The 13,412-nt window shown below is 72.4% G+C and carries 8 protein-coding genes; 4 read left to right on the forward strand and 4 right to left on the reverse strand.

Annotated elements, in window-relative coordinates; genetic code table 11:
• Positions 1 to 13: 13 nt before the first annotated feature.
• Genes IE264_RS11575 through IE264_RS11585 form a run of 3 tightly spaced genes read right to left on the reverse strand, consistent with a single transcriptional unit; the run spans position 14 to position 3,559 of the window.
• Complete coding sequence (locus tag IE264_RS11575) at positions 14 to 1,012, reverse strand: ABC transporter permease (RefSeq protein ID WP_032759217.1); 999 nt, start codon at positions 1,010 to 1,012, stop codon at positions 14 to 16.
• Positions 1,005 to 2,045, reverse strand: coding sequence for an ABC transporter permease (locus tag IE264_RS11580; protein WP_032759216.1), 1,041 nt, complete (start codon positions 2,043 to 2,045; stop codon positions 1,005 to 1,007). Before IE264_RS11580 ends, IE264_RS11575 begins: the two co-directional genes overlap by 8 nt.
• The gene (locus IE264_RS11585) at positions 2,042 to 3,559 is read right to left on the reverse strand and encodes a sugar ABC transporter ATP-binding protein (protein WP_032759215.1); all 1,518 of its coding nucleotides are present in this window, start codon (positions 3,557 to 3,559) and stop codon (positions 2,042 to 2,044) included. Before IE264_RS11585 ends, IE264_RS11580 begins: the two co-directional genes overlap by 4 nt.
• Positions 3,560 to 3,854: 295 nt before the next feature.
• On the opposite strand from IE264_RS11585, the gene rhaI reads away from it, so the two are divergent.
• From rhaI to IE264_RS11605, 4 genes are all read left to right on the forward strand, one after another.
• On the forward strand, positions 3,855 to 5,015 hold the full coding sequence (gene rhaI, locus IE264_RS11590; protein WP_032759214.1) for an L-rhamnose isomerase: 1,161 nt from the start codon (positions 3,855 to 3,857) through the stop codon (positions 5,013 to 5,015).
• A gap of 194 nt (positions 5,016 to 5,209) precedes the next feature.
• Positions 5,210 to 7,249, forward strand: a complete 2,040-nt coding sequence (locus IE264_RS11595; protein ID WP_032759212.1) for a bifunctional rhamnulose-1-phosphate aldolase/short-chain dehydrogenase — start codon at positions 5,210 to 5,212, stop codon at positions 7,247 to 7,249.
• Positions 7,246 to 8,709, forward strand: coding sequence for a rhamnulokinase (locus IE264_RS11600; RefSeq protein ID WP_032759211.1), 1,464 nt, complete (start codon positions 7,246 to 7,248; stop codon positions 8,707 to 8,709). Before IE264_RS11595 ends, IE264_RS11600 begins: the two co-directional genes overlap by 4 nt.
• A 45-nt stretch (positions 8,710 to 8,754) precedes the next feature.
• Positions 8,755 to 11,967 carry an alpha-L-rhamnosidase gene (locus tag IE264_RS11605; protein WP_032759209.1) on the forward strand — a complete coding sequence of 1,071 codons (3,213 nt, stop codon included), beginning with the start codon at positions 8,755 to 8,757 and terminating at the stop codon, positions 11,965 to 11,967.
• Here IE264_RS11605 and IE264_RS11610 read toward each other — a convergent pair.
• Complete coding sequence (locus tag IE264_RS11610; RefSeq protein WP_051821961.1) at positions 11,957 to 13,333, reverse strand: IS630 family transposase; 1,377 nt, start codon at positions 13,331 to 13,333, stop codon at positions 11,957 to 11,959. The two genes, IE264_RS11605 and IE264_RS11610, sit on opposite strands and share 11 nt — an antisense overlap.
• Positions 13,334 to 13,412 lie beyond the last annotated feature (79 nt).

Below are 13,412 nucleotides of genomic sequence, written 5' to 3' on the forward strand. Positions count from 1 at the left end.
GGGCGGGGAAGGGTTACGGTGCCGGGGCCGGCGCGGCAGCGGCTCGCCGCCCGGCCCTGGCGACGGAGAGCTGTCGTGCGACGCGGGGGCCGAGCACGGAGACGACGAGCAGGACGCCGGTGACGACGATCTGCGACTGGGCGGAGACGTTCAGCAGGCTCATCACGTTCTGCGAGGCGCCGAGCAGGAACACCCCCGCGATCGCACCGCCGAGCGTGCCCTTGCCGCCGTCGAAGTCGATGCCGCCGAGCAACACGGCCGCCACGACGGAGAGTTCGAGCCCGGTGGCGTTGTCGAAGCGGGCGCTGGCGTAGTGCAGCGCCCAGAAGACGCCGGTGAGCGAGGCCATCAGCCCGGTCACCGTGAACAGCACCAGCTTCTGCCGCTTGACCCGCACCCCGGCGAACCTGGCCGCCTCCTCGTTGGCCCCCGTCGCGAACAGGGACCGCCCGAACGGCGTTGCGTGCAGGGCGAGTACGGCGATGGCTAGGAGCACCAGGAAGGGCAGGAAAGCGTACGGGACGAAGGTGTCCCCGATCCGGCCGGCGGCGAAGTCCAAGTAGGGGGTGGGGAAGTCGGTGACGGCGTCCGAGCCCAGGACGATCTGCGCGATGCCCCGGTAGGCGGCCAGGGTTCCGATGGTGACGGCGAGGGAGGGCAGCCCGAGCCGGGTGACCAGCAGCCCGTTGACCAGACCGCACACCACGCCGAGCAGCAGACAGACCGGGATGATCGCCTCGATCGGCAGGCCCTGGTTCCACAGTGCCCCCATCACCGCACCCGAGAGGCCGGCCGTGGAGGCCACCGACAGGTCGATCTCCCCGGAGACCACGAGCAGGGTCATCGGCAGGGCGATCAGCGCGATCGGCAGGGTGTTGCCGATCAGGAACGACAGGTTGAGGGCGTTGCCGAAGCCGTCGACGAAGCCGAAGGAGAGCAGCAGCACGACGATGAGGAGGGCGCCGACGACGGTGTCCCAGCGGACGGCGCGCGCGAGTGCGGAGTCAGCCATGGCGGGCGTTCCTCTTCTTCAGGGCGGTCGCCACGCGCAGGGCCACGATCCGGTCGACCGCGATGGCGAGGATGAGCAGGAAGCCGTTGATCGCGAGGACCCAGACGGAGCTGACACCGAGGGCGGGCAGCACACTGTTGACCGAGGTCAGCAGGAGTGCGCCGAGTGCGGCGCCGTAGACGCTGCCGGAGCCCCCGGTGAAGACCACACCGCCGACCACGACCGCGCTGACGACGGTGAGTTCGTAGCCGGTCCCCGTACCGGAGTCGACATTGCCGAAGCGTGCCAGATAGAGCGCGCCCGCGAGACCGGCCAGGGCCCCGCAGAACGTGTACGCGAGGAGGATCCGTCGCCGGACGGGGATGCCGGCCAGCCGGGCCGCCTCCGGGTTGGAGCCCAGCGCGTACAGCTCCCGCCCGCTGCCGAAGTGTTTGAGGTAGTACGCCGTCGCCATCAGGACCGCCAGGGCGATCAGGGCGAGCCACGGCACGGCCGAGATTCCGCCGGAGCCGAAGTCGACGAAGCCGTCCGGGAGATCGGCCGCCGTGATCTGCCGGGAGCCGACCCAGATGGAGTCGATGCCCCGGATGACGTAGAGCGTGCCCAGGGTGACGACGAGCGCGGGGACCTGGCCGAGGCTCACCAGAAGCCCGTTCAGCAGACCGAAGCCGACCCCGAGGAGCACGGCCAGGGCCACGGCCACGACCGGGTTCCCGCCGCCCTGGAGGTAGGTGCCGGTCGCGAAGGCGCTGATGCCGAGCGTCGAGCCCACGGAGAGGTCGACGTTCTTCGTGATGACGACCAGCGACTGGCCGGTGGCGACCAGCACCAGGATCGTCGCGTTGAGCAGCAGGTCCTTGATGCCCTGCTCGGAGAGGAACTCGCTGTTGCCCAGTTGGGTGACGCCGATCATCACCAGCAGGACGAGCAGGATGGCGAGTTCGCGCATTCTGAAGACACGGTCGACCAGCCGGGTGGAGCTCGACTCGGGGATCTCGGTGGCGGGTGCCTCGCCGGGTGCGGTCACCGTCATGCGGCGGCCCTCCCGGTGGCCGCCGCCATCACCGTCTCCTCGGTGGCCTCGGAGCCGGGGATCTCGGCGGTGAGGCGGCCCTCGTGCATGACGAGGACCCGGTCGGCCATGCCGAGGATCTCGGGGAGGTCGGAGGAGATCATCAGGACGGCCACCCCGTCGGCCGCCAACTGGCTGAGCAGCCGGTGCACTTCGGCCTTGGTCCCGACGTCGATGCCGCGCGTCGGCTCGTCGACGATCAGCACGGAAGGGCCGGTGGCGAGCCACTTCGCGAGCACCACCTTCTGCTGGTTGCCGCCGGACAGGGTGGCGACGGTGTCGGCCATGCGGGCGTACTTCACCTGGAGCTTCACCGCCCAGTCCAGCGACCGGCTGCGCTCGGCGCCCCGGTCCATCAGCCCGGCCCGCACCGTGGTGCGCAGCCCGGTCAGGCCGATGTTCCGCTCGATGGACAGGTCCATCACCAGCCCCTGAGCCCGCCGGTCCTCCGGTACGAGGGCGAGGCCGGCGGCCATGGCGGTGGAGGGGGCGCCGTTGGTCAGCGCCCGCCCGGCGACCTCCACCTCGCCGGCGTCCCACCGGTCGACGCCGAAGACCGCCCGGGCCACCTCCGTACGCCCGGCCCCGACCAGTCCCGCGAGGCCGACGATCTCCCCGCACCGGACGTCGAAGGAGACATCGGTGAAGACGCCCTCGCGGGTCAGCCGCCGCACGCTCAGCGCGACCGGGCCCGCCGCCACCTCCTGCTTCGGGTACAGCTCGTCCAGGTCCCGGCCGACCATCCGGCGTACGAGGTCCTCCTCGGTCATGCCCTCCAACGGCTCGCTGGAGATCAGGGCGCCGTCGCGCAGGGTGGTCACCCGGCCGCAGATCCGGAAGATCTCCTCCAGCCGGTGCGAGATGAACAGGACGGCCGCCCCCTGATCGCGCAGGGTGCGGACCACCCCGAAGAGCCGGGCCACCTCGCTGCCGGTCAGCGCCGCCGTCGGCTCGTCCATGATCAGGACACGGGCGTCGAAGGAGAGGGCCTTGGCGATCTCGACGATCTGCTGGTCCGCGATGGACAGTCCGCGCGCCGGCCGGTCGGGGTCGAGCGCGACACCGAGGCGCCGCATCAGCGCGGCCGTGGCGGCACGGGTGGCCCGGTGGTCGATGCGGCCCAGCGCTCGACGCGGCTGACGGCCCATGAAGATGTTCTCGGCGATCGACAGGTCGGGGAAGAGCGTGGGCTCCTGGTAGATGACGGCGATCCCGGCGTCCCGGGCGTCGGCGGGCCCGGTGAACACGGTCGGCTCACCGTCCAGCAGGACCCGGCCCGTATCGGGCCGGTGCACCCCGGCGAGCGTCTTGATCAGCGTCGACTTGCCCGCGCCGTTCTCCCCGGCGAGGGCGTGCACCTCGCCGGGGAACAGGTCGAGGGACACGTCCCGCAGGGCACGCACGGCACCGAAGGACTTGGAGATGTCCCGCAGGGCCAGCACGGGGGCCGGATCCTTGGCGGACCGGTGGGTCATGGGGGCTCCTCAACGACGCGGAGGGATCCTCACTCCATCGTGAAAGGTTTCAAATGAGTTGCCGGGACGTTAGACACGTGACGTAGGTCGCGTCAATGGGGGCGGACCGAAATTCTCCGACCAGCTCCCTTTGAAGCCCCAACTGCCTTGCGCGGCACGGTGTCCGAGGGGTTGACAGTCCTCGGAGGGGCTCATAGCTTCACCGCGTGAATCGTTTCAGATTCACTGGTGCTCACACCGCTTGTGTGCGCACCCGGAGTCAGCCGTCCGCACCCGAAGTCACAGGAGCGCCGCAGTGACCGAACTCGCCGCAGTGAAGGCCGCCCTCACGTCCCAGGCGGTGGAGACGCCTTCCTGGGCGTACGGGAATTCGGGAACCCGCTTCAAGGTGTTCACCCAGCCCGGCGTTCCCCGCACCCCCCGGGAGAAACTGGACGACGCGGCCAAGGTGCACGAGTTCACCGGCGCCGCGCCGACCGTGGCGCTGCACATCCCCTGGGACACGGTCGACGACTACGCGGCGCTCGCCCGGCACGCCCGGGACAGGGGGCTGACGCTCGGCGCCATCAACTCCAACACCTTCCAGGACGACGACTTCAGGCTCGGCAGCGTCTGCCACCCGGAACCCGCCGTCCGCCGCAAGGCGGTCGACCACCTGCTCGCCTGCGTCGACATCATGGACGCGACGGGCTCCCGGGACCTCAAGCTCTGGTTCGCGGACGGCACGAACTACCCAGGCCAGGACGACATCCACGAGCGGCAGGACCGGCTCACCGAAGCCCTCGCCACGGTGTACGGACGGCTCGGCGAGGGCCAGCGCATGCTGCTGGAGTACAAGTTCTTCGAGCCGGCCTTCTACGCGACCGACGTCCCCGACTGGGGCACGGCCTACGCCCACTGCCTCGAACTCGGCCCGCGGGCACAGGTCGTGGTGGACACCGGCCACCACGCACCTGGCACCAACATCGAGTTCATCGTCGCGACCCTGCTGAGGAAGAAGAAGCTCGGCGGCTTCGACTTCAACTCCCGCTTCTACGCGGACGACGACCTGATGGTGGGCGCCGCCGACCCCTTCCAGCTCTTCCGGATCATGTACGAGGTCGTCCGCGGCGGCGGGCTCACGGACGGCGTGGCGTTCATGCTCGACCAGTGCCACAACATCGAGGCGAAGATCCCCGCGATCATCCGCTCGGTGATGAACGTCCAGGAGGCCACCGCGAAGGCGCTCCTCGTCGACCGGCACGCCCTCGCCGCCGCTCAGCGCTCCGGCGATGTGCTGGAGGCCAACGCCGTGCTGATGGACGCGTACAACACCGACGTACGGCCGCTGCTCGCCGAGGTCCGCGAGGAGCAGGGGCTCGACGGGGACCCGATGGGCGCGTACCGGCGCTCGGGCTGGGCGGAGAAGACCGCGGCCGAACGGGTCGGCGGGCAGCAGGCGGGCTGGGGGGCGTGAGCACGCCCCGGCGAACCCCGGGCGTGAGCGCGCCTCCGGAAACCCCGGGCGTGAGCGCGCCCCGGGAAACCCCGGGCGTGAGCGCGCCTCCGGAAACCCCGGGCGTGCGCGCGCCCCGGGAAACCCCGCAGGCCCGGACCGCGTAACCCCTTCGTCGTCGCCCCCGCAACCCCCTCCACCTCGCGAAGGACACCATGGCACTCCACCCCCGCGCCCAGGCCCTCCTGGCCCGCTCCCACCGCCTCGGCTCCGACCCCCGCAACACGAACTACGCCGGCGGCAACGCCTCCGCCAAGGGCGCCGCCCCCGATCCCGTGACCGGCCACGACGTCGAGCTGATGTGGGTCAAGGGCTCCGGCGGCGACCTGGGCACGCTCACCGCCGAAGGGCTCGCCGTCCTCCGGCTCGACCGGCTGCGCGCCCTCCGGGACGTCTACCCGGGCGTGGAGCGCGAGGACGAGATGGTCGCCGCGTTCGACCACTGCCTGCACGGCAGGGGCGGTGCGGCCCCCTCCATCGACACCGCCATGCACGGGCTCGTCGACGCCCCGCACGTCGACCATCTGCACCCCGACTCGGGCATCTCGCTCGCCTGTGCCGCCGACGGCGAGAAGCTGACCGCCGACTGCTTCGGTGACACCGTCGCCTGGGTCCCCTGGCGCCGCCCCGGCTTCCAGCTCGGCCTGGACATCGCCGCGGTCAAGGAGGCCACCCCGCAGGCGATCGGCTGCGTCCTCGGCGGCCACGGCATCACCGCCTGGGGCGAGACCTCCGAGGAGTGCGAGGCCAACGCGCTCCGCATCATCCGCACCGCCGAGACGTTCCTCGCCGAACACGGGAAGGCCGAGCCGTTCGGGCCGGTCATCGAGGGGTACGGGGCGCTGCCCGAAGCCGAGCGCCGCGAGCGGGCCGCCGCCCTGGCCCCCCACATACGGGCCCTCGCCTCCCAGGACCGACCCCAGGTCGGGCACTTCGACGACTCCCCGGCGGTCCTGGACTTCCTCGCCCGCACCGAGCACCCGAGGCTGGCGGCGCTGGGCACGTCCTGCCCGGACCACTTCCTCCGTACGAAGGTCAGGCCGCTGCTGCTCGACCTGCCACCGACCACCCAACCCGCGGACGCCATAACGCGATTGGGCGTGCTGCACACCGCCTACCGGGAGGAGTACGCCGCCTACTACATGCGCCACGCGGAGCCCGGCTCGCCCCCGATGCGGGGCGCCGATCCGGCGATCGTGCTGATCCCCGGCATCGGCATGTTCAGCTTCGGCAAGGACAAGCAGACCGCCCGGGTGGCCGGCGAGTTCTACCTCAACGCGATCAACGTGATGCACGGCGCCGAGGCCGTCTCGGCCTATGCGCCGATCGAGGAGGCCGAGAAGTTCCGTATCGAGTACTGGGAGCTGGAGGAGGCCAAGCTCCGGCGGATGCCGAAGGCGAAGCCGCTGGCGACCAGGGTCGCCCTCGTCACGGGCGCGGGCAGCGGCATCGGCCGGGCCATCGCCCACCGCCTGGTCGCGGAAGGCGCCTGCGTGGTCGTCGCGGACCTGGACGCGGCGAGCGGGGCGGCCGTCGCCGAGGAGCTCGGCGGGCCCGACAAGGCTGTCGCCGTCCCCGTCGACGTCACCAGCGAGGCGCAGGTGGTGGACGCGTTCAAGGCGGCGGCCCTCGCCTTCGGCGGCGTCGACCTCGTCGTCAACAACGCGGGCATCTCCATCTCCAAGCCCCTGCTGGAGACCACGGTCAGGGACTGGGACCTCCAGCACGACATCATGGCCCGCGGCTCCTTCCTGGTCTCCCGCGAGGCGGCCCGGATGATGAGGGACCAGAAGCTCGGCGGCGACATCGTCTACATCACCTCCAAGAACGCCGTCTTCGCCGGACCCAACAACATCGCCTACTCCGCCACCAAGGCCGACCAGGCCCACCAGGTCCGGCTGCTCGCAGCGGAGTTGGGGGAGCACGGCATCCGGGTCAACGGCGTCAACCCGGACGGCGTCGTCCGGGGGTCGGGCATCTTCGCCGGCGGGTGGGGCGCCCAGCGCGCCGCGACCTACGGCATCGAGGAGGAGGAGCTCGGAGAGTTCTACGCCCGGCGCACCCTCCTCAAGCGGGAAGTCCTCCCCGAGCATGTCGCGGGCGCCGTCTTCGCCCTGACCGGCGGCGACCTCACCCACACCACCGGCCTCCACATCCCCGTCGACGCGGGGGTCGCGGGAGCCTTCCTGCGATGAGCGAGGGCACGAAGACGTTCGCCGCCGTCGACCTGGGCGCCTCCAACGGGCGCGTCATGGTCGGCCGCGTCGGCCCCGGCACCCTGCACCTCTCCCGGGCCCACCGCTTCCCCAACCGTCCGGTGCGGCTGCCGGAGGGGCTGCGCTGGGACATCCTGGGGCTGTACGACGGGGTCCTCGACGGGCTCCGCGCGGCCGGCCCGGTGGACTCCCTCGGCATCGACAGCTGGGCCGTGGACTACGGGCTCCTGGACGCGGAGGGGGCTCTCCTCGGCAATCCCGTCCACTACCGCGACCCCAGGACGGACGCCGTCGCCGAGAAGGTGTGGGCCACCGTCCCGCCCGACGAGCTCTACCGTGCCACGGGCATCCAGCACGCCCCCTTCAACACCCTCTGCCAACTCGTCGCCGCTCAAGGGACTCCGCAACTCGCGGCAGCCAAGCGGCTGTTGCTGATCCCCGATCTGATCGCGTACTGGCTGACCGGGGAACAGGGCACCGAGCTCACCAACGCCTCCACCACCCAGCTCATCGACCCCCGCACCCGCGACTGGGCCGTGGGTCCGGCCCGCCGCCTCTCCATCGAGCTCGGCCTCTTCGCGCCCCTGCGCCGCCCGGGCGACCCCGCCGGGCTTCTGCTCCCGCACGTTCTGGAGGCGACCGGACTGGGCGGCCCGGTGCCGGTCACGACGGTCGGGTCGCACGACACCGCGTCGGCGGTGGCCGCCGTCCCCGCGCGGCCGGGCGAGCGGTTCGCCTACCTCTGCACCGGAACCTGGTCCCTGGCCGGGCTCGAACTCGACGCTCCCGTCACCACCGACGCGAGCCGCGCCGCGAACTTCACCAACGAGCTGGGCGTGGACGGCACCATCCGCTTCCTCCGCAACATCATGGGCATGTGGCTGCTCCAGGAGTGCATGCGCACCTGGGGCGAGAGCGACATCGCCCCCCTGCTGGCCGAAGCCGCCGGGGTTCCGGCGCTGCGGTCCGTCGTGGACGCCGCCGACCCGGCCTTCCTCGCCCCGGGAGCCATGCCCGGACGCATCGCCGCGGCCTGCCGGGCCACCGGGCAGCGGGCCCCCGAGACCCGCGGCGAGACCACCCGCTGCATCCTCGACTCGCTGGCCCTCGCCCACCGGAACGCGATCCGCGAGGCGCAGCGGCTGGCGGACCGCGCGGTCGACGTCGTGCACGTCGTCGGCGGCGGTGCGCGCAACGCGCTGCTGTGCCAGCTCACCGCCGATGCCTGCGGTCTGCCGGTGGTCGCCGGGCCCGCCGAGGCGGCCGCGCTCGGCAACGTACTCGTGCAGGCACGCGCCCACGGATCGGCCGGCGACAGCGCGGCGATCCGTGAACTCGTCGCCTCCACACAGCCGTTGACCCGCTACGAGCCCTCGGGCGACCGGGCCGTGTGGGAGTCGGCGGCGCGAAGGACCGGGGGGTGGTCCGGCCCCTCCTGAACCGATCCACCCGACCGCGCCACCCCTCGTCCCGAAGGAGCCGACGTGATCAGCAGACGACGACTGCTCAGCACCACCGCCACCGCCCTGGGAACCTCCCTCATCGCCGGAGCCGTGCCGGCCGCCGCTCACCCCACGCGGCCCACCGCACCGGCAGGCGCGGGAGCCGAGGCCCTCCGGGTGGGCCGCCCGACGGCCGAGTACGTACGGCAGCCCCTCGGCCTCGGCCCCGAGCGCCCCCGGCTCAGCTGGCCGCTGGCCGCCACCGGAGCCGGCCGGACCCAGAGCGCCTACCAGGTGCGGGTCGCCCTCAGCGAGCGGGCGCTGGAGAAGCCCGACGTCTGGGACAGCGGCAAGGTCGTCTCCGGACAGTCGGTGCACGTGACGTACGGCGGCCCCGCGCTCCGCTCCCGTACCCGCTACCACTGGTCCGTACGGGTCTGGGACGGCGAGGGCAAGGTGTCCGCCTGGTCCGCCCCCACCTGGTGGGAGACCGGCCTCACCGACCCCGCCGACTGGTCCGCCCGCTGGGTCGGCGCCCCGGCAGCCCTCGTCGGCGCACCCGCACTCGACGACGCCTCCTGGATCTGGTTCCCCGAGGGCGACCCGGCGAGCAGCGCCCCCGCCGCGACCCGCTGGTTCCGTTCCGCCTTCGAGGTGCCCGAGGGGGTGACCCGGGCCCGGCTGGTGCTCACCGCCGACGACGGGTACACCGCCCACCTGGACGGCACCGAGGTCGCCTCGGCCGCCGCCGACCACGCCGCCGACGCCTGGCGCCGCCCCTCCCTCACCGATGTGACGCAGCAACTGGCCCCCGGCCGCCACACCTTCGCGATCTCCGCGACCAACGGGGTGGCGGGCCCGGCCGGACTCCTCGGGCTCCTGGAGCTGACCACCGCCGACGGTGTACGCACCATCACCACCGGCGACGGCTGGAAGGCCACCGACGAGGAACCCGGAGACGACTGGCGGGCGCCGGAGTTCGACGACAGCGCCTGGCCCGCCGCGAAGGTCCTCGCCCCGTGGGGCGCCGGCCCCTGGGGCAAGGTCTCCGTCGTCCACGCCCCCGTCGCGCAACTGCGCCACGAGTTCCGGCTGCGGAGCACGCCCGTCGTACGGGCCCGTCTGTACTCCACGGCGCTCGGCGTGTACGAGGCACACCTCAACGGCAAGAAGGTCGGCACGGACTCCCTCGCCCCGGGCTGGACCGACTACGACAAGCGCGTCCAGTACCAGACGTACGACGTCACCGGCCTCCTCAAGCCGGGCGCCAACGCCCTGGGGGTGGAGGTCGCGGCGGGCTGGTACGCGGGCAACGTCGGGATGTTCGGCCCGCACCAGTACGGCGAAATCCCCTCCTTCCTAGGTCAGTTGGAGGTCACCTACCGGGACGGCTCGACCGAACGGGTGCTGTCCGGGCCCGACTGGCGGGCCGCCACCGGGCCGGTCACCCTGGCGGACCTGCTCACCGGGGAGAACTACGACGCCCGCCTGGAGACGGACGGCTGGCTCCGCGCCGGATTCGACGACCGGGCATGGTCACGGGCCGAGGAGCCCGCGGAGGCGGTCACCGCCGAACTCGTCGCGGCGGTCGACGCCCCCTCCCGCGTCGTCGCGGAGCTCAAGGCCCGCACGGTCACCGAACCCGAACCCGGCGTCTTCGTCTTCGACCTCGGACAGAACATGGTCGGGGCCGTCCGGCTCCGCGTCTCCGGCCGCGCCGGCACCACCGTACGGCTGCGCCACGCCGAGGTTCTGAACCCCGACGGCACGGTCTACACCACCAACCTCCGCACCGCCGCCGCGACCGACCACTACACCCTCAAGGGCGGCGGCCGGGAGACCTACGAACCGCGCTTCACATTCCACGGGTTCCGGTACGTCGAGGTGACCGGCTACCCGGGCAGGCCGCCCCGGGACGCGGTCGTCGGGCGCGTCATCCACACCGACGCGCCCTTCACCATGGAGTTCGAGACGAACGTCCCGATGCTCAACCAGCTCCACAGCAACATCACCTGGGGCCAGCGCGGCAACTTCCTCTCCGTTCCCACCGACACCCCCGCCCGCGACGAACGCCTCGGCTGGACCGGCGACATCAACGTCTTCGCCCCCACCGCCGCCTACACCATGGAATCCGCCCGCTTCCTCTCCAAGTGGCTCTGGGACCTCCAGGACGACCAGACGGCGGACGGCGCCTTCACGGACGTCGCCCCGCAGGCCGGCGGCCTCGGCGCGGGCTCCGCCGGCTGGGGCGACGCCGGAGTCACCGTCCCCTGGGCGCTGTACCAGGCCTACGGGGACACCCGCGTACTGGAGCGGTCCTGGCCCTCGATGCTGAAGTGGCTGGAGTACCTGGACGCCCACAGCAGCGGCCGGCTGAGGCCCGCCACCGGCTACGGCGACTGGCTCAACATCGCGGACGACACCCCCAAGGACGTCATCGCCACCGCCTACTACGCCCACAGCGCCGACCTCGTCGCCCGCATCGCCGGGGCCCTCGGCAAGGACCCCGCCCCGTACACCGCCCTGTTCGGCGAGATCCGTGACGCCTTCCGCGCCGCGTACGTCACCGGCGGCGGCCGGGTGAAGGGCGACACCCAGACCGCGTACGTCCTGGCCCTCTCCATGGACCTGCTGAGCGACCAGGAGCGGGCAACCGCCGCAGACCGGCTCGTGGCGCTCATCGAGGCGAAGGACTGGCACCTGTCCACCGGCTTCCTCGGCACACCGCGCCTGCTCCCCGTACTCACGGAGACCGGGCACACCGATGTGGCCTACCGGCTGCTGCTCCAGCGGACCTTCCCCAGCTGGGGCTACCAGATCGACCGGGGCGCCACGACGATGTGGGAGCGCTGGGACTCCATCAGGCCGGACGGCAGCTTCCAGGACGCCGGGATGAACTCCTTCAACCACTACGCGTACGGCTCCGTGGGGGAGTGGATGTACACCCACATCGCCGGGATCGCGCCTGCCGAGCCGGGCTTCCGCAAGGTGACCGTACGGCCCCGGCCGGGCGGCGGCGTCACCCGGGCGCGCGGGGCCTTCCAGGCCCGGTACGGCACCGTCGCCACCGAGTGGACGGCGGAGCGCGGCCGCTTCCGGCTGGCGGTGAGCCTCCCGGTGAACACCACCGCGGAGGTGTGGATACCGGCCGCGACGGCCGGGGCCGTCACGCACAGCGGCGCCCGGCACCTGCGGATGGAGGACGGCTGCGCCGTCTTCGCCGTCGGCTCCGGGGACCACCGCTTCACGGTCTGACCCCCTCCGTCCGGGGCCCGCGCGCCGCCGGGCCCGGTGCGCTCCGCGTGTCACCCGGCCCGGCGAGCGCGTCGCGGAGCTCCTCGGCGGGCCTGGCCCAGGCGAACGGCTGCGGGGAGTCGGCCCAGGCGGCGGCCCACGCCGCGATGTCCCGCCCGAGGGGCACGGCCGGGACGGACGGGTCGGCGAGCAGACCGAACCACTGGTCGATCTGGTCCGTCCACGAGGAGTCCGCCGGGGTGAAGTGGACGTGGAAGCGGGGGCGCTCGGCCAGCCACGCACTGATCTCGGGGGCGCTGTGGGTGGCGTGGTTGTCGCAGACCAGGTGGACGTCGAGACCGGTGGGTATCGCCTGTTCCATCGTGGCCAGGAACTTCCGGAACTCGGCGGTGGGCGCGGAGCCGCGCGGTGCGCCGACGGCGCGGCCCCCGGCGCACCCCGCAGTGCCGAACAGGCTGCTGATTCCGTGCCGCAGGTCGTCGTCGTACGGGCGGGGTCCGGGTGCCCCCGGAACCATCGGCCGGAGGGGCCGCGGCGACCGCTCCGGCGCCGCGATCCGGCCGCTGCCGTCGACGCACAGCACCACCGTCTTCTCGGGCGGGTAGTGGTACAGGCCGGCCAGCCCCACGGGCCTCGCCGTGAACTGCGGTCCGGTGGAGAGCTCGAAGGCATCCTGGAGATGGGGCTTGAGGTCGAACCTCTTCCAGATCCGCCCGATCGTCGACTTCGACAGTCCGGTGCGTTCGGCCATCGCGGCGCGGGTCCAGTGGCTGTCCGCGCCCGGACTGGTCCGCAGGGTCGCCACGACGACGTCCTCGATCTGGTCCGGGTGGATCGACGGCGGCCGCCCCGGCCGGGGCTCGTCGTGCAGGCCGTCGAGGCGGTGGGCGATGAACCGGGCCCGCCAGCGTTCCACTGTCGATTCGTCGATACCGAGTTCGGCCGCCGCCTGCCGGTTGGTCCCGCCCTCCGCGCAGCGCAGCACGATCTTCGAGCGCAGCGCCAGGAACTGGGCGGTCTTCGCCCGCCGGGCCCAGCGGGTCAGCTGGGCCCGTTCGTCGTCGGCCAGGACCAGATCCGCCTTGGGCCGGCCCATACGGCAGGCGTCGTCGAGCCCCGCCACCCCCTCGGCGGCGAAGCGGCGGCGCCACTTCGCGACGGTCTTGACCGCGACACCGAGGGACCGTGCGGCGCCCATGTTCGACAGGCCGTCGGCACACGCCAGCACGATCCGGGCCCGTTCGGCCCGGCGCCGGTCCGGTGATTGCGCCCGGGCCTTGAGTTCCGTCCGCTCGTCCTGGGACAGGACGACCGGCACGGCGGAAGGCCCCGGGCAGGGCAGGTCAACGGGGTGATGAGTAACCATGGGAATTTCTGTGCGTCCCTGAATCGAAGCCTGGCCGAAAAGGTTGGTCGGTGGCGCCCCTTCCGGTGCCGTCGCAGTG

It is taken from the genome of Streptomyces microflavus, from assembly GCF_014650075.1.
Lineage (GTDB): Bacteria > Actinomycetota > Actinomycetes > Streptomycetales > Streptomycetaceae > Streptomyces > Streptomyces microflavus.

Excerpts from the sequence above, each read along its gene's own strand:
- IE264_RS11575 (WP_032759217.1), bottom strand. The coding sequence starts at position 1,012 with ATGGCTGACTCCGCACTCGCGCGCGCCGTCCGCTGGGACACCGTCGTC.
- IE264_RS11580 (WP_032759216.1), bottom strand. The coding sequence starts at position 2,045 with ATGACGGTGACCGCACCCGGCGAGGCACCCGCCACCGAGATCCCCGAG.
- IE264_RS11585 (WP_032759215.1), bottom strand. The coding sequence starts at position 3,559 with ATGACCCACCGGTCCGCCAAGGATCCGGCCCCCGTGCTGGCCCTGCGG.
- IE264_RS11595 (WP_032759212.1), top strand. The coding sequence starts at position 5,210 with ATGGCACTCCACCCCCGCGCCCAGGCCCTCCTGGCCCGCTCCCACCGC.
- IE264_RS11600 (WP_032759211.1), top strand. The coding sequence starts at position 7,246 with ATGAGCGAGGGCACGAAGACGTTCGCCGCCGTCGACCTGGGCGCCTCC.
- IE264_RS11610 (WP_051821961.1), bottom strand. The coding sequence starts at position 13,333 with ATGGTTACTCATCACCCCGTTGACCTGCCCTGCCCGGGGCCTTCCGCC.